Origin of the sequence: Bacillus cereus group sp. N6 (assembly GCF_016483705.1) — a bacterium.
Classification (GTDB): Bacteria; Bacillota; Bacilli; order Bacillales; family Bacillaceae_G; genus Bacillus_A; species Bacillus_A wiedmannii.
On record NZ_JAEHBI010000026.1, the window covers coordinates 18,478 to 37,340 of the forward strand.

The following is an 18,863-nucleotide window of genomic DNA, read 5'->3' on the forward strand; positions in this document are numbered from 1 at the left end:
AATGATAGACATGCTTATAAATGTATACCTTCCTCATTTTTTTGATTGGCTTATAGAAACGTCACTTATGGCTAGCATATTAGTTGGATTTATTCTATGTATAAAAGTGCTATTTAGAAATAAGTTAACGCCCCGATGGCAATATATGCTGTGGATCGTACTAATGATAAGACTCCTTTTACCATGGTCACCAGATAGTTCTTATAGTATTTATTCATTACTTTCTTATAGTTCTAGTGTGTCGGAAGTTATTCAGAAAAATACACCTTCACCTGAGAATACAGTGAATGACGAGATGCAACATACAGTGGAATTAGAACAAAATGCTGAAACTGTGACAAAAAATAGTGAACCTGAAGTAAACGTGAGTTCGGAACAACAGACTGCATTGTCTTTATACAAAGTTGCTCTATATGTTTGGTTAGCTGGAGTGATCATATTAGCAGTCATAACGTTTATTACAAATAGACGCTTATATTCTTACATAAAGAAACAACCGGATATTACGGACGAACAGGTCACTACAGTGTTTAATCGCTGCAAGCAGTCTATGAAAATGAAGAAGGCAGTTTCATTACGTCTTGCAGGAAAGATTGCAAGTCCAACGGTTTTTAGTTTCTTCCGTCCGAAAGTATTACTATCAAAAAAACATATGAAAGTATTAAATGAGCAACAATTACAATATGTCTTTTACCATGAGTTAGCTCATATTAAGAGAAACGACGTAGCTGTAAATTGGATTATGTACAGTTTAATCCTATTAAATTGGTTCAATCCGATTCTTTGGTACGCCTATTTTTGTATGCGAGAAGATCAAGAATTAGCCTGCGATGCATATGCGCTTACGTTTATAGATAAAGAGGAGCAAATTGCATACGGTCATACCATCATTACCCTTTTAGAACATTATTCCTATCAAGTACCAAGCCTAGCCAATTTAAGTAGAAATAAACGAACACTAAAAAGGAGAATCGTTATGATTAAAAAGTTCCAAAAGAAATCGTATCGTCTGTCTTTACTTGGAGTTATTGCTATAGTTGCTATAGCAGGCGGATTTTTATTAAATGCAAGGATAACTGAGGGAGATGAAAGGCAGAAAGAAAAAGTTGCAGAAAACAAGCAATCTAAAGCAGCTTTTGAAAAAGCGATAGAAACAGTATTAGGTACACCGGAGAATGCAAGTAGAGAATGGGGTATGTCAATAAAGTCTTATAAAAGGGATACAGACTTTTTGTATTTGGCAGAAAAGAATTTTACAAAAGAAGAATTTGAGCAGTATGTTCAATTATTTAAGAAAGCGAAAGAAATTCATAAAAAAGCAATGGTTAAGAAAAATGTTCCTGAGAATTATGATGGAGATACAAAGGAATTTAAACGTGAACGCTTGAATAAAGCTGATCAAGAAAGCCTAGCTAGTATTGAGAAAAAATTAGTTCCACTTTCGGAAAGGGTGGAGAAATCTTTAACATATACTATAGAAGAAGCAAAAGAACATGTACCGTTTCAAATTAAGCAGCCGGCTTATATACCTGAAGGTTATGAGTTAAAGAGAGAATGGGCTGATTCATATTTTGGAAGAGATATAGAATTAGTTATTAAATCAGAATATAAAAAAGGGAAATATGGTTTTACAATTTATCAGTCAAGAATGTATGCAGGTGGTAATAAGGATCCACTACACTACATGATGCCTGGAGAAGAGAATCTAGAAAGTTATAGTTTAGACGGGAAAGGAATGGTCTATAATAAATCTTCTCATGGAGAGGGTAAGTTAAAAGGGCTCAAAATGTTTGTACCAGCACAAGGTAAGAATAGTGAGTATCAAATTGTCATAGTGAATGATATTTTTACAAGAGATACAAAGATATACGAAGAGATAATCGATGATGAGCTAACTAAGAAAGAGATGGAGAAAATCTTACTTTCTATGTCAAAATAAAAGACAGTGTTCTTAAAGTTTTGGTTTTAAGAACACTGTCTATTTAATTAGATTTCTAGAGTGATCTATCCAGCAATTATTATGAATATATTCTTGCTTTCCATATAAGCATTCTTTTTGATACACTATGGACAGTATGATATAACTTGACTGGAATTTTTTTATACTGGAAATAATAAAAAAGAGAACTTGTATACAATGTAAGCGTGTGGTAATATCAAAGATGTACTGATTGACTATATTATCCAATTGGTCATTTTTGGAGGTGATGATGTGGCGATAGATCGAAAACGTTCTATTATTGAAGCTGCAACAAAGTCTTTTTCAGCGTTCGGTTATAAAGCAACAACGATGGATCAAGTAGCGAAGTTAGCGAATGTAGGAAAAGGAACGATTTATACTTTTTTCAAAAATAAAGAAGAGCTATTTGGTGAGATTATTTCTAATTTAATTACAGAAATGAAGCAAGTTGCAGAAAATGCAATTCGTTCAGATGTTTCATTTTTTGAAAATGTACATAGAGCATTATATAGCATATTAGAATTCAGAAAAGAACATCAGCTCATGATTAAGTTAATTCAAGAAGAGCGTGATATGGGAACGAAAGAAGTACAAGAAGTGATGCAACAAGTAGATGTGGAAATCGTTTCTGTCATTCAATCGTATTTAAAGATTGCGATTGAAAAAGGTGAGATTAGCAAATGTGATCCAGAAATTACAGCATTTATTATGCTTCGCTTATACGTATCGCTTATTTTTGATTGGGAAAAAAATCATAAACCGCTAGAAAAAGAAAAAATTGCAGAATTATTCGAACTTTATTTATTAAAAGGATTGTCAAACTAAGATAATCCTTTTATTATTATAAAAAAGTGACCACTTGAACAAAATGGTCATATATTTATTTTAGGAGGGATAATAGAAATATTTACTTCATAGTAAGGAACAGTTGCATAGTATACATTCGGGGATAAGGCATATGTATGAATAGGTATAGCCTTTTTATTTGGGAGAAAATGACCAAATGGACAATTTAGTCATTTAGAAAAGGGGGAGAAATGATGAAATGGAATCAGTTACTTCGTAAAGAGTTTACTGAAATTATAAAAAGTAAAAAAATATTAATTCCAATTATCGCGGTTTTATTCGTGCCAATTTTATATGCAGGTATGTTTTTATGGGCCTTTTGGGATCCGTATAAACAGTTAGATGATTTGCCAGTGGCGGTAGTCAATTTAGATAAAGGTGCAGTATTTGATGGGAAACCAATTGAGGTTGGAAAAGGGCTCGTTGATAACTTAAAAGATAATACAAGTTTCAAATGGGAATTTGTAAGTGAAAAAGAAGCGAAAAAAGGAATGGAAGGTAGAAAGTATTACATGCTAGTACGCATTCCAAATGACTTCTCAAATAACGCTACAACGTTATTAAAAGATGATCCAAAACCATTAAACTTAGAATACATTCCAAACGAAAGCTTAAACTTCTTATCTTCACAAATTGGCGGAACAGCCATTGAAAAAATTAAAGGTGAAGTATCAAGTACGTTAACGAAAACATATGCAGAGAAAATGTTTGATTCTATTCAAGACGTCTCAAAAGGATTAGCAGATGGGGCGGAAGGAGCAAACAAACTACATGACGGATCAAGTGAGCTGCATGATGGTTCAAGTAAAGTGACAGATGGCCTTCATACATTACAAGGGAAGTCTGGAGAGATGAAGGATGGAGCTCAGAAATTAGCAGATGGATCTAATAAATTAGTAGATGGGTCAGGCAAAGTAACAAATGGTTTAAATACGCTAAATAGCAAAACAGGTGAAATGCAGATAGGTATCGGGAAATTAGTAGACGGATCAGGAAAAGTAACGAATGGTTTAAATACGTTAAATAGTAAAACCGGTGAGATGCAGACAGGTATCGGAAAATTAATAGATGGCTCTGGAAAAGTAACAGACGGTTTAAATACGTTAAATAGCAAAACGGGTGAAATGCAAAAAGGAATTGGCGAATTACATGATGGATCTGAGAAAGTGACCGGTGGTTTGAACAAATTAGTAAGTAAATCCGGTGAATTAAAAACAGGAACAACTGATCTATCAAATGGTATGGAACAACTGGTTGGGGGACAAAGACAATTAGAGGAAGCCTCTCAAAAAATTGAAAAAGGTTTGCAAGATTTAAATAGTAAAGTGAAAAGTTCTGCTGCAGCTTTAGGGGAAATGCAGTCAAAAGGCCCTTCTATATTGAATACAGTAAATGAGAAAATAGATGGAGCTGGGACGAATGTAAATCAGTTAAATGAACTTACGCAATCAACAGCAGGAGATGCAAAAAATGCAGCGCAAGATGTAGCGAATTTACAAAAGGAAATTGAAAGTTTACCAAAAGAATATCAAGAGCAGTTACAACCATTCATAACAAGTGCTGTAAAAAATACAGCGACAGTTCAGCAGAAAGCTATTGGAGTGGCAGGTGGAACAAATAAATTAAATGAAGAAGTAAAACAATTAAAAGGTGAAATAAATCAAAAAACAGGTGATGGGCAAAGCAAACTACCGAATCCAGCAGAATTAAAATCTTTAACTGTTGGTATTGATCAATTATCCAGTGCACAAAAAGGGTTTGTTGAAAAATTTCAAGGGTTTGGTGCGAAGTTAAATGCTGCTAAAGAAGGCGCAAATAAATTTAAAAACGAATCTGGTCAACTAATTGATGCCATAAATCAATTAGCAGATGGCTCTGGAAAAGTAACAGGTGGTTTAGGTGCATTATCTGCAGGGGCAAATCAAATGGCAGGTGGTGTAAATCAATTAGCAAATGGCTCAAGCCAAGTAACAGGCGGTTTAGGAACATTATCTGCAGGAGCAAACCAAATGGCAGGTGGCGTAAATCAATTAGCAAATGGCTCAAGCCAAGTAACAGGTGGTTTAGGAACATTATCTGTAGGAGCAAACCAAATGGCAGGTGGCGTAAATCAATTAGCAGATGGATCTGGTCAAGTAACAACTGGCTTAGGTACTCTAAATGGTGGCCTAAATAAAATGTCAACCGGCTCAACCCAGCTAATCGACGGAGTAAATAAACTAGCAGACGGATCAGGGAAAGTAACGGATGGCCTCGTAAAAGTAAACGATGGTTCCGGTGAACTTGCTGAGAAACTTGGCGAAGGAGCAGAGAAAACTGGTGAAGTAAAAGGGACGGATAAAACGTATGATATGTTTGCAAGTCCTGTAAAAGTGAAGACGGAGAAAATGGCGGAAGTTCCAAACTACGGAACTGGATTTACACCGTATTTCTTATCACTCGGTTTATTTGTTGGGGCATTACTATTATCAATCGTATATCCATTACGTGATACAGTTGGCGTTCCGAAATCAGGATTTAGTTGGTTTATTAGTAAGTTCGGTGTTTTACTATCAGTCGGTATTATTCAAGCGATAGTAGCAGATATTATATTACTATTCGGATTAGGTGTAGAAGTACAAAGTATTCCGTATTTTATACTCTTTAGCATCGTTACAAGTTTAGCGTTTATCGCATTAATTCAATGTTTGGTAACAGCATTCGGTGATGCAGGGCGTTTCATCGCCATCATCACATTAATCATTCAGCTTACAACAAGTGCTGGAACATTCCCACTAGAATTGATTCCGAAGTTTTTACAACCATTCAATGCTTGGTTACCGATGACATACTCTGTATCAGGATTGAAAGCAGTCGTATCAAGTGGAGACTTTAACTTCATGTGGCAAAACGTAGGAATACTCATGATTTTCATCGTGGTATTATCACTTGGAACAATCACATCCTTAACTTGGATGCACAAACGACAATTTAGAAATATTGCGGAAAACCAATCGATTGAAGCATAGAAAAAAGCACCTTTTCGGTGCTTTTTTTTATTTTAATGTAGGGCTAAATAAAAGGACAGGAATTGCAACGATTTGAACAGAAGTATATTACATAGGAGTTGATATGATGAAAGGAAATCTTACTTACTATTTTATCGTAAATCCGCTAATCATCTTTCTTGTTTACGCCCTTTCATCTATCTTGTTTCATAAAGAAAAATATATAAATATAAAAGATGCACTAGGAATACTTTTAGTTTACTATGTGCTAATTAGCGGGTATTACCTTATGGATGTTGTAAGTGAAAGAATGAAGAAGAATAGTAAGGACAAATAATAAAGTTTCATGGCATAAAAACCGACGGAGGACAACAAAATGACTGAAAGTGAAATGAAATTTCGTGATACAACCATTCGTAACTTTTTCGATAAAGAGGACCGCCTAAAATCGATTCCAGGTCAAAAGAAGAAAAACTAGTATTGTTGGAGCATTTAATTAGCAAATTAAATGCTGAAAATCAATATACGGAAAAAGAAATTAATACATTTATAAAACAATATCATGATGATTTCTGTACGATTAGACGTGAGTTTATTGTGCACGGATTTATGGATCGAGAGGATAATATGTACCATATAAACGGGAGAGAAGTTTGGACGAAGTGGGAGGAGTTAAAATAATGAATCAGCAGGGGGGAATCCCTGCTGATTATAAGTCCGTGCTAGTCTTACATTTTCTTTGAAGTAAGTCTAGGAACTCTTCAACATTTGAACTTGTAATGTATCCCACTCGTATATGTTCATCTTCATAATAAAATATTATTTTTTTATCAAAAATTCTTCGCTTCGTTTCTATGGATTCAATTTTTTTATACTCGAATTCGGCAATTAATGTATTTTTAGATTGTTTATAAAAGAGGAGTCTTCTATTAGTAGCCAGTAGCATACCAGGATACGGGACATTATGTGTAATAATGTAGCCGGTAAGTGAACAATTTAAAGTTGATAAAATTTTTTCTTCTTTATGTAATAGTTGTTTTGCAGCTGTTAAGATTGGATTCATTTTATGCATTCCTTTTATACAGATTTAGAGATATTATATCAAAACTAAAGAGACTCCCGATATGTATTATTGCATATTGGCAGTCTCTTTTTAGTGGAAATGTTTACATTTAGTAAACTTTAAGTTCCAGTCGCTCTTTCTGACGAAGATGATGTGCAAAATGCATAGAAATAAGCTGGAACCATTCTGCTGCATGTAAGTAACCAAGCCCAGGGTGCTGTACCTTACAATCATTTGGAATAGAAGGAAGTGTTGGCTCTATTTTTTTTACAATTGTAATTAATTCTAGAAGCTGTTTCTGTACGTCTTCTTTATTAGCTGGGTTTTCAGGCGTATATCCAGGATGATCTGGTAATTTGATTTTTATGTCTGGGAAAGCTCCCATCATATATACCTTTTCTCCTATATCCGTTTTCTTGTTAGTTACAGAAGGTACTTCAGTTCTGCATTTCACGATTGCATCTAACTGCATGCGGGTAGCTGAAATTAAGTGATTATACATTTGACCGAGAGACCATTCCTCATTAGAAGGCTTCATCCTAAATTGTTCTATAGAGTACTTTTCTAATTCCTCTATGTAGTACGTTGCTAACTCTTCAAATTTCTTCATATCACTAACTCCTTTTTATGAAAATGTATTTGTTACTACCTACTATAAAGAACTAATGCTGACAACATTATGTCAGTAGTGAAATAAAAAAATTAAAGTTTTAACATTTTCTTTGCTTCATCACGGATTTTCTCAGATAGAACGTTTGGTTCAAGTACTTGCACTTGGCTTCCCCAGCTTAATACCCATTGAAATACTTCGTCTATGTTTCTTGATTTCAAAAAGACGTGAAAACCATTTTCTCTATGCTCGTATGAATCGATAAAGAAGTATCGTGATTCAATAATTTTATGTGCAATATGGGCTGGGAATAATAAATGAATCATCACAGTACGGTTGCTTTCAGGCTGATATTCTTGCAAAGAAAAGTCTTCGGGTTTTGTAAAGAATTCTTGTTCTCGCTGTAATTTCTCCATTCGATTTAAGCGGAAATTACGTATTTGTTTTCGAAGTAAACAATGAGCAACGACGTACCAAATTCCTGAAATATTGACTAAGCCGTAAGGATGAACGGTCCGTTTTATTTTTGTAGTTTCTCTTGGTTTACGATAAGAAAAAGAGATAGCCTGTTCTTTTTGGATAGATTCTTGCAACAGGATAAGTTGTTTTTCAAGTTTTTCTTGTTCAGATTGTTTGTGTGAAAATATAGGAGAAAGGAAACGGAAAGTTCCCCGTAATTCCTGGGCTTTCTTTTTTTGATCAGTAGGGAGGACAACCTCAAGTTTCTCTTTTGCCGATTTTGCATGTACAGAGAAAGAAGAAGTGAAAGTTTTCTCGATATAATCACCGCCTAATAAAAGAGTAACAGCCTCTTCAGGTGTAAGCTGAATAGGTGGTAAGAAATAACCATCCATTAATGAATAACCTTGGCCAGGCATTGCAAAAATAGGAACACCCGATTCATTAAGTGCATCCATATCTCGATAAATAGTTCTTATACTTGTTTCGAATTTTTCGGCTAAGCTTTGTGCTGTAACAGTTTGTCTTCTTTGTAATTCAATTAATATAGCTAACAAACGATCTGTCCGATTCATGAAAATTCCCCTTTATCTTTTATGAATATGCCTACTATAAACTTCTAAAAGTAGTATAAACTTTCCTCCTATTAACAGACTTTTCCCTATGTATAATATTAATATAGTAAAATCATAACAACCCATATTGCAGTTTCCAATAATATACTATATAATCAGTTTAAGAAAACGTTTTCATGCAAAGGGGGAGGATTTCGTGTCGACTATAGAGGACGTGGCGAAATTAGCGGGGTTATCAAGGACAACGGTTTCTAGGGTGATTAATAATCATCCATATGTTTCAGATGAGAAGAAAAAAAGGGTTCAATTAGCAATGAAGCATTTAGGTTTCGTTCCTAATTCTGCGGCGAGAAGGCTTCGTAAACAAAAGACGGAAACAATTGCGGTGCTAGTTCCAAGGATTACAAATCCTTTCTTCAGTAGATTTATTGAAGCAATCGAGATTGCTGCTTCTGAACATAAATATAAACTGATTATTTGTCAAACAAGATATTTACCGGAAAAAGAGATGGAGTATTTACAATTATTATCTACGAAACAAGTAGATGGGATTATTCTATGTTCACTAGAAAATCCTTGGGAAGATGTAGAGCCATACTTACAGCACGGTCCAATCGTGTTATGTAATGAATATATTGAGGAAGCAAATGTTCCAACAGTGAAGTTTGATCATGCGCAAGGAGCATACATAGCTGCTAAGCATGTGTTAGAACAAGGATATCGTAATCTTATTTTTTGCCGTGGTAACGAAACCAAAGTGGTTAGCCAGCAGCGAAAAATGGGCTTTTTACGTGCAATAACTGAGAAGAGCCGCCAAGTAGAAGCGATCGATTTTCTTGAAAACGCTTTCTCTTGGGACGATGGAAAGAGAATATTCCATGAAGTATTAAAGGACAAAAAAAATCCTACCGCGATTTTGGCAGGAGGCGACGAGGTTGCAGCTGGAATTATTTCAGAGGCGAAACGCCATGACTGGAGCATTCCAGATGATCTCGCTGTTATCGGTTTTGATAATCAAATTTTATCACAGATTACAGAGCCAGGTATTACGACAATTGAACAGCCAATCGATGAGATGGCCCGAAAAGTTGTCGACCTGATGATGGATAAAATCCATACGAAAAATTATCGAAAAAAAGAATTGTATGAGTTTGAACTGGAGCTCTTGGTGAAAGGTTCGACGATGAAGAAGGATACGATGTTATTAGCCTAGTAGACTATGTCTGCTAGGTTTTTTTATGTTCACAAACTACTATTCTTCGTGAACGCAATCGTCACATTTGTTATGGTATGCTTCGTGCTGCTCATCAATTTCTTTCCCGCAATGTGCACAAGTTTTCGTCGGTAAATTTCTGAAAAACTCCATTGGTTGATCGATCATGTCAATCCCTCCATTTCCATTTCTTACTATCATTGTATTAGTACAAAAAGCAAAAGTCAATAACTGTTTTATAACAAAAGTGAAAAATAATGAAAAAGTTTAGGAAATGGATTATAGTTAACAATGTAGAATGTAAGTGAAACATGCATTCCTACTCGGTTTTAGAAAGGATGGATACATATGAAAATGACTGTTGTCGGCTTTTGGGGCGGCTTTCCAGAAGCAGGAGAAGCAACGTCGGGGTATTTGTTTGAACACGATGGTTTTCGTTTACTTGTAGAGTGTGGTAGTGGTGTACTAGCACAGCTTCAAAAATATATAACACCATCTGATATAGATGCAGTTGTACTGTCACACTATCATCACGATCATGTTGCAGACATTGGGGTATTGCAATATGCGAGATTAATTACAAGTGCGACAAAGGGACAACTACCGGAATTACCAATATACGGTCATACGTTTGACGAGAATGGATTCCATTCTTTAACGCATGAACCACATACGAAAGGAATCGCGTACAATCCAGAAGAAACACTTCAAATTGGACCGTTCTCGATTTCATTCTTAAAAACTGTTCATCCTGTTACATGTTTTGCGATGCGTATTACAGCTGGTAGTGACGCTGTAGTATATAGCGCTGATTCAAGTTATATTCCTGAATTCATTCCATTCACAAAAGATGCTAATCTTTTCATTTGTGAGTGTAATATGTATGCACATCAAGAGGCTGCAAAAGCAGGGCATATGAATAGTACAGAAGTGGCAAGTATTGCGAAAGATGCGAATGTAAAAGAACTTTTATTAACGCACTTACCGCATACAGGAAACACATCTGATTTAGTAACAGAAGCAAAACAAATTTTCAGTGGCCATATTACGCTAGCGCATAGTGGTTACATTTGGAACTCATGAGGTGATACGATGTTATTTATTGATAATAAAGGGATTACAGATCCTAGAATAAACTTAGCAATTGAAGAATATTGTGTGAAGAATTTAGATATTAACGAAACATATTTACTGTTCTACATTAACGAACCTTCCATTATCATTGGTAAAAACCAAAACACAGTAGAAGAAATTAATGCAGATTACGTAAAAGAACAAGGAATTCATGTCGTTCGTCGTCTATCAGGCGGAGGTGCAGTATATCATGATTTAGGAAACTTAAACTTCAGCTTTATTACGAAAGATGATGGAGACAGTTTCAGCAACTTCAAAAAATTTACAGAACCTGTAACGAAAGCGCTTGGTAAATTAGGCGTAAATGCAGAACTAAGTGGTCGTAACGACATTTTAGCTGAAGGCAGAAAAATTTCAGGTAACGCGCAGTTCTCAACGAAAGGTCGTATGTTCAGTCACGGTACGTTACTATTTGACTCTGAAATCGATCACGTCGTATCAGCGTTAAAAGTAAAAATGGATAAGATCCAATCAAAAGGAATCAAATCAATCCGTAGCCGCGTTGCGAACATTACAGAGTTCTTAAACGAAAAAATGACGACAGAAGAGTTTAGACAACTTCTTCTAGAAACAATTTTCGAAGGGGAAACAGAAATTCCGACGTACGAATTAACAGAAAATGATTGGAAAGAGATCCATAAACTTTCTGAAGAACGTTACCAAAATTGGGACTGGAACTACGGAAAATCTCCGAAGTTCAACTTACAACATTCACACCGCTTCCCAGTTGGACAAGTTGACGTTCGTCTTGAAGTGAAAAAAGGAACAGTAACAGAATGTAAAATTTACGGTGACTTCTTCGGTTCACTAGATGTCCATGACATTGAAGAGCGTCTAACAGGCGTACAATTTGATAAAGATGCATTCACTGTAGCTTTAGAAGATGTAGATATCAAACGCTACTTCGGTAATATTACAACAGAAGATTTCTTACATTTATTCTTCTAAAAATAAGGGAGGCTGCCGTAACGGGCAGCCTCTTTATTTTTGCGTAGATTGTCACGTTTTATCGGTAAGTCGATATATTTTAAAAATCGCCGATATAATTTCACTCATCATAAAATCACAGGACATTTGCCTCTCATAAAGGAATATATATATTCAAAAGGAGGCGGATTGAAATGAGAAGGCTAATGTACGTTGCATTACTGCTCAGCTTCGTCATCGGAATGACAGCTTGTAACGATGAAACTTCCTCAAGTCGCACACTTTTATCGATTGGAAAGCCAGGGAAGGATAATGTTATATACTTTACGAATACGGATAATAAACGAAAGATAGCTGATATACAAACTATGTTTCAAAATAAGAAATGGAAAAGAAATGAATCTTTTAGTACGATGAATAAAACGCCAGATCTTGTCTTGTCAATAGATGAGGCCAATACCGGGTTACCGACATTATATGTAACATTGTTTTTTCATGAACACGGAGCGGATGCAATCAACTTGTATGGGGAGCATACGAGCTTGAATAAAAAGGAACTAGAAAAACTTAGTGAAAAGATGAGTGCATATTATCCTGAAATGATTTTAGCCTTAGTTTCATAATGTGTAGGCGAATAGAATTCCCTTATTTTTCTAAAGTGAATCAACAGGAGGTGATCCTTGTATATGCAGTTAATGGAATATCACTTGCTACTTTAATTTTCTTTTAATATAATTAATTTAGAATTTTTAAATATTCTAAATTTTATAAAGGTGGGGTTTGTGTGAATCTCGTTCAATCTTTGGCTGAAACGGCGAAAAAGAAGGGGGATAAACCGGCTTATATATTTATGGATCAGTCGGTCTCATATGACCAATTAAACAAAATGGTCACAAGGTTTTCTAGCAATTTAGCAGAAATGGGCATTGGAAAAGGGGACAATGTCGCATTAGTTGTTGGAAATTCACCACATTTTTTGGTCGGTTTATACGGAACAATGAAAGCTGGAGCAACTGTTATTCCAGTTAATCCAATTTATACAGCAGACGAAATGCATTATATTTTACAAAATGGAGATGTAAAAACAATCATCGTACTCGACGTCCTTCTACCTGTTATACAATCTCTTACAACAAGACTTCCTTCACTTGAAAACATCATCATATGCGAAACCTCATCAGATTTTAACTATACAGAAACCGAAAAAATGAAAACGTTTACGAGAATGATAGGGGCTGGAGATTTAACTTTTGAAGGCCCAGAATTAGATGAAGAAGATGTAGCGGTTATTCTATACACTTCAGGTACAACTGGAAAACCGAAAGGTGCGATGTTAACACATAAAAACTTATATAGTAATGCGAGCGATGTGGCGTCGTATTTACAATATACTGCTGATGATCGCGTCGTTGCGGCTTTGCCAATGTTCCATGTATTTTGCTTAACAGTGGCGGTAAATGCACCGATTGTGAACGGAGCAACTATTTTAATGTTACCGAAATTTAGTCCGAAAGAAGTATTCCGTATTTGTCGCACGTACGGACCAACAATTTTTGCTGGTGTACCGACAATGTACAATTATTTATATTTATTTGAAGAAGCAAGCGCAGAAGATGTGAAGACGCTTCGCCTTTGTATTTCAGGTGGTGCATCAATGCCTGTTGCTCTTCTGCAAAACTTTGAAAAACGTTTTGACGTAATCGTTTCAGAAGGGTACGGTTTATCAGAAGCATCACCGGTTACTTGTTTTAACCCACTAGATCGTCCGCGTAAACCTGGGTCGATCGGTACAAATATTTGGCATGTAGAAAATAAAATTGTGAACGAACTTGGGGAAGAAGTACCTGTTGGCGCAGTCGGTGAATTAATTGTTCGCGGGCCTAACGTTATGAAAGGATACTATAACGCGCCAGAAGATACAGCAGCGACATTGAAAGATGGTTGGCTGTATACAGGTGACTTAGCGAAAATGGATGAAGAAGGTTACTTCTATATCGTTGATCGTAAAAAAGATATCGTCTTAGTTGGCGGTTATAACGTATACCCTCGTGAAGTAGAGGAAGTATTGTATACACACGAATCTGTAGCAGAAGTTGTCGTAATTGGCGTTCCTGATGAAAACTTAGGAGAAGCAGTACGAGCATACGTCGTTTTGAAACAAGCTAACGTAACAGAAGAGGAACTTATGCATTATTGCACATTACATTTAGCAAAATATAAAGTACCAAAGAGTATCGAGTTTTTAACAGAATTACCAAAGAATACGACAGGTAAATTGTTAAGAAGAGCGTTAAAAGAGAAAGCGATGCAAGTTTAAAAATGGGGGGCAACCATCTTTATGAAGGTGGTTGCCTTTGTATTTTTTAGAATTGGTTAAGCTATAGCCCCATATATTTAAACCGTAATATGACTAATAAGGAGGAGATATATGTGGAGCAAAAGGAATTACGTTTAAGGAGAGTTCAATACCTTATTTGTGACATTATGGATGAAATGAACGCTGAAAGTGAGAAGAAAAACTTAGAAATACTGCAGCAAGTAATCGATCATCTTTCAGGTGCGATAGGTGATTTAGTCGATCCATCAAGCTCGTATTCTATTGATTATTTGGAAAGAAAAGTTCACACGGCGCATTATTTACTTTTTAAAAACGAGCGGAAGGCGTACTTATGTAGGAAATAGTATTATTAATTTTATTTAACATTGATAATCATTATCAATATGATAGTTATGTTGGGTATATTCATATAAAAGGAGATGTCGTATTGATAATGATTAAGAAAAAATATGTTAATGCGTTCGTTATAGCAGCAACTTTAGCAGTTCCATTCAGTGGTATTATGGCACCGATTGCGAAAGCAGAAGCGGCAGTAGAAATGAAAGCAAATAGCAAACTAGCGGATGGCACGTATGACGTTATTTTAAAGACTTATAAAGATCAAACGAATGATACATCAGTTGCGTCTACATATTTAAAAAATCCAAAAGTAACCATTCAAGGTGATAAAAAAATTGTTACATTAACAGTTCAAGATAGTAGCTATTTTCAGTATCTTAGAGTAGAAGATCCAAATAAAATAGGGACATTCCGTGATGTAAAAGTAATCTCCGAAGATAAAGCGAATAACGGTACGAAAGTTGTTCAATTTGAAATGGGTGAGTTCTCGAAAAAATATAATATGCAAATGCATATATTAATTCCAGCAATTAAATATGATAATAAATATCAACTGCAGTTTGAAATCGATGCAAGTGCAATTGAACAGAAACCTAAATTCTCAGATGTCCCGACTTGGGCACAAGAGTCAGTTCAATATTTAGTAGATAAAGAAGCAGTGCACGGTAAGCCAGACGGTACATTTGCTCCGGCTGAAAATATCGATCGTAGTTCAGCTGCAAAAATATTAGCAACTATTTTAGGTTTAGAAATTAATAAAGATGCGAAGCCATCATTCCCTGATGCACAAAACCACTGGACAACTCCATATATTGCTGCTGTTGAAAAAGCAGGTATTGTAAAAGGTGATGAGAAGGGTAACTTTAATCCGAGCGGGTTAATTAACCGTGCATCAATGGCTTCTATGCTAGTAAATGCATATAAATTAGAAAGAAATGAAAATATGAAACTACCAAAAGAATTTGCTGACTTAAACAATCATTGGGGTGCGAAGTATGCCAATATTTTAATCCAAGAAAACATTTCAGTTGGAACAGATAATGGCTGGGCTCCAGATAAAGCGGTAAGCCGTGCGGAAGCAGCGCAATTTATTGCGAAGGCAGATAAGTTAAAGAAATAAATAAAACGTATACTAGATTTAGCATAAATAAAAAAGGAAAATTTGAACTTCAAATTTTCCTTTTTGCATTGTTATATATTCCTCTTCATCAACTCACCAACTTGCGTCGCAACGTACTCAACATCATTATCAATCTCATCCAACACGTAAGATTCCAAAATGCCCATGACAGCTGTTCCTAAAAATTTTAAAACGATGTGTGTATCAATGTTTTTATTTACTGACGTATTTGTGTTTACTTTTTTCTCTAGTTCACCCATGATGAACGTTAGGAACTTCTTTTGAAATGATAATGTGCTGTTGCTTCTAAATAACGATGCGAAAAAGGGTTTATGTTCTTTGAAGTATTCAAACCATATGACAGTTCCTTCTATATAGCCTTTTGTTTGTTTTATATCGCATATTGCTCTTAATTGGTTTAAATGGTCGTCTACAATTTTGTCTAATAAATTGTATTTATCTAGGTAGTGTAGGTAGAAAGTTTTTCTTCCGATGTTTGCTTTTTCTGTAATGTTTTTTACTGTAATTTCGTCAAAGCCATCTTCAATTAACATTTCAATAAATGCGGATTGAATGGCGTTTTGTGATTTTATAATTCTTCTATCGATTTTCTCCATATGGTGTTCCTCCGTTATTGATACACATATTTTGTTATGTGTGTATTATCACCCAAATGCGTAAATGTGGTCATTGAAACAAGTGGTTGCTCGTTTTATTATAAATATACACGTGAGTATTAACTCTCACAAGTGTAAATTAAAAATAAAGTAAGGGTGGTTTTATAAGTTTCTATAATGAAAATCTGTAAAAGTAATTTTGTTTTGAATGGCACCTCTAATTGTTAGATTTGCATCTAGCAGTTAGAGGGTTTTATTGTGAAGATTGCTGTGCTTAATATTTACGTTAAACGTGCATAACAAGATATAATAGAAGAAATCAAGAAGGAGGCTGACTGTGAAAAATCTTCGTTATTTCAATATATTTACTATGTTAATTGTATACACACTACTCATGTTTTACATCGGCTGGAACGGTTGGGTTTGGCTTCATGCGGTGTTTGGCTGGGAATCTTGGGGATATTACGCTTTCGTAGTCGGATTTATTTCATATGCGTACATTCTCGTGCAAGTGTTTAAGTTCTTGCCATTTCTACGAACGGTAGGCTCAATTTGGTTTGCGGTCATACAATATGCGCTTATGCTGTTGCCGTTAGCAAATATTACGGTCTTTCTTTTACAGTTTTCAGTGGAGAAAGAAGCGGCAATTATTTGGACAGGAACGGCCGTGTTACTTGCATTTATCTTTATTTTTGCATATGGAGTATTCAACGCATATAGCCCAGTAGTTAGAAAGTACGAGGTGCACATACCAAAAAAAGTAGAGGGACGTAAAAGCTTACGCATCGCGATGGCTTCTGATATGCATTTCGGTAAATTATCTGGTGTTTCGCATTTAAAAAGACTTGTCCGCCATGTAAATGAGATGGAGCCTGATATTATTTTACTGCCAGGTGATATTATTGATGATCATCCAGGTGTGTTCATTCAAAAAAATATGGGACCAATTATGAAGCAAATGAAAGCTCCATTAGGCGTATATGGTGTGTTAGGAAACCACGAATATTACGGACGAGCGGTTCCTGAATTTTTACAAGAGATGGATAAGATTGATATTCGTATTCTGTTAGATGAAGTGATTACAATTGAAGATCAATTTTACCTCGTCGGAAGAAGAGATAAAACAGAGCGAGATCGCCAAAGCTTTGAAAATCTAACGAGTACGGTAGATAAATCCATGCCTGTTATTGCAATGGATCACCAACCATTCGAGTTGAAACAAGCAGCGGAGGCTGGCGTCGATTTACTACTATCCGGCCACACGCACCGCGGACAAATGGCGCCGAATCATATTGTAACGAGAAGAATGTACGAATTAGACTGGGGATACGCACAAAAAGGTGCATTCCACGCGATTGTTTCTTCTGGTTTCGGATTCTGGGGACCACCATTAAGACTGGGAAGTAGATCTGAGATTGTGCAGGTGGAAGTTACGTTTGAATAGGTGTATAAAATAGAGAGCGAATTGCTCTCTATTTTTTCAATAAAAAAAGGGCTCCACATAAGGAGCGCTCAATAAAAATAAATGAATTAAAAGAAATAACAGACATGTATAATATATAACATTTGTAATTATGTATCAATATATTTAGATTTATAATTTATATTGATATCGATTTTATAAAAAAGGTACGATTAGAAGACGCTGCTGAAATAAAGGGGGATTATAAGTGGTTATATCAGATGTTATTTACGGTGAGTTTAAAGTGGATCGAGTAGTAGAAGAATTAATTGTAAGCAATCCTGTGCAAAGACTAAAAGGTATTCATCAAAATGGCGCAAGCTACTTACTAAATGAGAACTGGAATGTAACACGCTTTGATCATTCAGTTGGTGTTATGTTATTAGTGAAAAAACTCGGTGGTTCAGTTGAAGAACAAATTGCAGGTTTACTGCATGACGTATCACATACTGCCTTTTCTCATGTAATTGATTATGTTTTTGATAATAGAAATAAAAGTTATCATGAAGAGATATTTAGTTCTGTCGTGAAAAACTCAGAAATTCCAGCGATTCTTTCGAAGTATGGTTATAACTATGAAGATATTTTATTAGATGATTCGAAATGGACGTTACTCGAAAGGTCAGCACCAGAATTATGTGCAGACCGAGTGGATTATACGTTACGAGATATGTATACATATGGGTATGTTTCTTTAGAAGAAGTTCACAGTTTTTTAGAGGATGTCATTGCTGTAGATGGGAAAATGGTTCTTCAAAGTGTCGAAATGGCAGAATGGTTTACAGAAACGTATTACAAAGAAGTAATTGATTTCTTTATGAAGCCAATGAATATTTACGGAAACGACATGTTAGCGAAAACGCTAAAGTTAGCTCTTCATAAAAGGATTATTCATGCAGATGACTTTCTTCTTGAAGATGATGAGCTTATTTCGAAATTGCAGCAATGTAATGATCCAGAAGTACATGCTTTATTAAGCAAAGTTCATCCGAATGTAAACGTAAAAGAAGATAGAAACGATTATGATTTGTATCAGAAAAATAAAGTCCGTCTCATTGATCCTCCATTATTTCGTGAAGGTGAAGTTGTTCCATCGTCTGCTGTGTCGGAAAAAATAAGACAGATGAGCGAAATTGCTTATGAAAAAGCGGTGAGAGGGATGTATGTGAAAGTGATTTCGGATTAAAAAGGAGAGCATCACTCCTAGATGCTC

18 protein-coding genes and 1 pseudogene are annotated in these 18,863 nt (G+C 35.4%); 14 read left to right on the plus strand and 5 right to left on the minus strand.

Annotated features, from left to right (window positions below):
• Position 1: 1 nt before the first annotated feature.
• From JDS99_RS18085 to JDS99_RS18105, 5 genes and pseudogenes are all read left to right on the plus strand, one after another.
• Entirely contained in the window at positions 2-1,939 is a 1,938-nt protein-coding gene (locus JDS99_RS18085) for a M56 family metallopeptidase (protein ID WP_199695451.1), read from the plus strand.
• A 273-nt stretch (positions 1,940-2,212) separates the two neighbouring features.
• Entirely contained in the window at positions 2,213-2,785 is a 573-nt protein-coding gene (locus JDS99_RS18090) for a TetR/AcrR family transcriptional regulator (protein ID WP_061883872.1), read from the plus strand.
• 215 nt (positions 2,786-3,000) lie between these two features.
• The gene (locus JDS99_RS18095) at positions 3,001-5,814 is read left to right on the plus strand and encodes a YhgE/Pip domain-containing protein (RefSeq protein ID WP_097908038.1); all 2,814 of its coding nucleotides are present in this window, start codon (positions 3,001-3,003) and stop codon (positions 5,812-5,814) included.
• A 103-nt stretch (positions 5,815-5,917) separates the two neighbouring features.
• A complete protein-coding gene (locus JDS99_RS18100; protein WP_199695452.1) occupies positions 5,918-6,130 on the plus strand; it encodes a hypothetical protein in 213 nt (70 codons plus the stop codon).
• 39 nt (positions 6,131-6,169) lie between these two features.
• Positions 6,170-6,474, plus strand: a pseudogene (locus JDS99_RS18105) (DUF2087 domain-containing protein).
• A 28-nt stretch (positions 6,475-6,502) separates the two neighbouring features.
• On the opposite strand, the gene JDS99_RS18110 reads toward JDS99_RS18105, so the two are convergent.
• The 3 genes from JDS99_RS18110 to JDS99_RS18120 all read right to left on the minus strand — a co-directional run bounded on the left by JDS99_RS18110 (position 6,503) and on the right by JDS99_RS18120 (position 8,500).
• Positions 6,503-6,856 (minus strand): PH domain-containing protein, encoded by a 354-nt coding sequence (locus JDS99_RS18110; RefSeq protein ID WP_097908040.1) that lies wholly within the window; start codon positions 6,854-6,856, stop codon positions 6,503-6,505.
• Between the two features lie 109 nt (positions 6,857-6,965).
• Positions 6,966-7,466 (minus strand): DinB family protein, encoded by a 501-nt coding sequence (locus JDS99_RS18115; RefSeq protein WP_097908041.1) that lies wholly within the window; start codon positions 7,464-7,466, stop codon positions 6,966-6,968.
• Between the two features lie 92 nt (positions 7,467-7,558).
• Positions 7,559-8,500 (minus strand): helix-turn-helix transcriptional regulator, encoded by a 942-nt coding sequence (locus JDS99_RS18120; protein ID WP_097908042.1) that lies wholly within the window; start codon positions 8,498-8,500, stop codon positions 7,559-7,561.
• Between the two features lie 196 nt (positions 8,501-8,696).
• On the opposite strand from JDS99_RS18120, the gene JDS99_RS18125 reads away from it, so the two are divergent.
• A complete protein-coding gene (locus JDS99_RS18125; protein ID WP_088062396.1) occupies positions 8,697-9,713 on the plus strand; it encodes a LacI family DNA-binding transcriptional regulator in 1,017 nt (338 codons plus the stop codon).
• Positions 9,714-9,752: 39 nt separating this feature from the next.
• Here JDS99_RS18125 and yhfH read toward each other — a convergent pair whose 3' ends face one another.
• The gene (gene yhfH, locus JDS99_RS18130; RefSeq protein ID WP_000567010.1) at positions 9,753-9,881 is read right to left on the minus strand and encodes a protein YhfH; all 129 of its coding nucleotides are present in this window, start codon (positions 9,879-9,881) and stop codon (positions 9,753-9,755) included.
• 180 nt (positions 9,882-10,061) lie between these two features.
• Here yhfH and JDS99_RS18135 point away from each other — a divergent pair, with 180 nt between their 5' ends.
• From JDS99_RS18135 to JDS99_RS18160, 6 genes are all read left to right on the plus strand, one after another.
• Entirely contained in the window at positions 10,062-10,796 is a 735-nt protein-coding gene (locus JDS99_RS18135) for an MBL fold metallo-hydrolase (RefSeq protein ID WP_199695453.1), read from the plus strand.
• A 9-nt stretch (positions 10,797-10,805) separates the two neighbouring features.
• A complete protein-coding gene (locus JDS99_RS18140) occupies positions 10,806-11,795 on the plus strand; it encodes a lipoate--protein ligase (protein ID WP_097908043.1) in 990 nt (329 codons plus the stop codon).
• A 173-nt stretch (positions 11,796-11,968) separates the two neighbouring features.
• The gene (locus JDS99_RS18145) at positions 11,969-12,397 is read left to right on the plus strand and encodes a hypothetical protein (protein WP_199695454.1); all 429 of its coding nucleotides are present in this window, start codon (positions 11,969-11,971) and stop codon (positions 12,395-12,397) included.
• A 161-nt stretch (positions 12,398-12,558) separates the two neighbouring features.
• The gene (locus JDS99_RS18150; protein WP_097908045.1) at positions 12,559-14,091 is read left to right on the plus strand and encodes a fatty acid--CoA ligase family protein; all 1,533 of its coding nucleotides are present in this window, start codon (positions 12,559-12,561) and stop codon (positions 14,089-14,091) included.
• A 113-nt stretch (positions 14,092-14,204) separates the two neighbouring features.
• Positions 14,205-14,456, plus strand: coding sequence for a hypothetical protein (locus JDS99_RS18155; protein ID WP_000435468.1), 252 nt, complete (start codon positions 14,205-14,207; stop codon positions 14,454-14,456).
• A gap of 89 nt (positions 14,457-14,545) precedes the next feature.
• On the plus strand, positions 14,546-15,571 hold the full coding sequence (locus tag JDS99_RS18160) for an NEAT domain-containing protein (protein ID WP_199695466.1): 1,026 nt from the start codon (positions 14,546-14,548) through the stop codon (positions 15,569-15,571).
• 71 nt (positions 15,572-15,642) lie between these two features.
• Here the strand turns inward: JDS99_RS18160 and JDS99_RS18165 are convergent, their stop codons facing one another.
• Positions 15,643-16,188, minus strand: a complete 546-nt coding sequence (locus tag JDS99_RS18165) for a TetR/AcrR family transcriptional regulator (protein ID WP_098858302.1) — start codon at positions 16,186-16,188, stop codon at positions 15,643-15,645.
• Between the two features lie 337 nt (positions 16,189-16,525).
• Between JDS99_RS18165 and JDS99_RS18170 the strand changes: the two genes are divergently transcribed.
• Together JDS99_RS18170 and JDS99_RS18175 are read left to right on the plus strand one after the other, a co-directional pair.
• Entirely contained in the window at positions 16,526-17,632 is a 1,107-nt protein-coding gene (locus JDS99_RS18170) for a metallophosphoesterase (protein WP_199695455.1), read from the plus strand.
• A 226-nt stretch (positions 17,633-17,858) separates the two neighbouring features.
• Complete coding sequence (locus JDS99_RS18175) at positions 17,859-18,836, plus strand: HD domain-containing protein (RefSeq protein ID WP_088062411.1); 978 nt, start codon at positions 17,859-17,861, stop codon at positions 18,834-18,836.
• Positions 18,837-18,863: the final 27 nt, after the last annotated feature.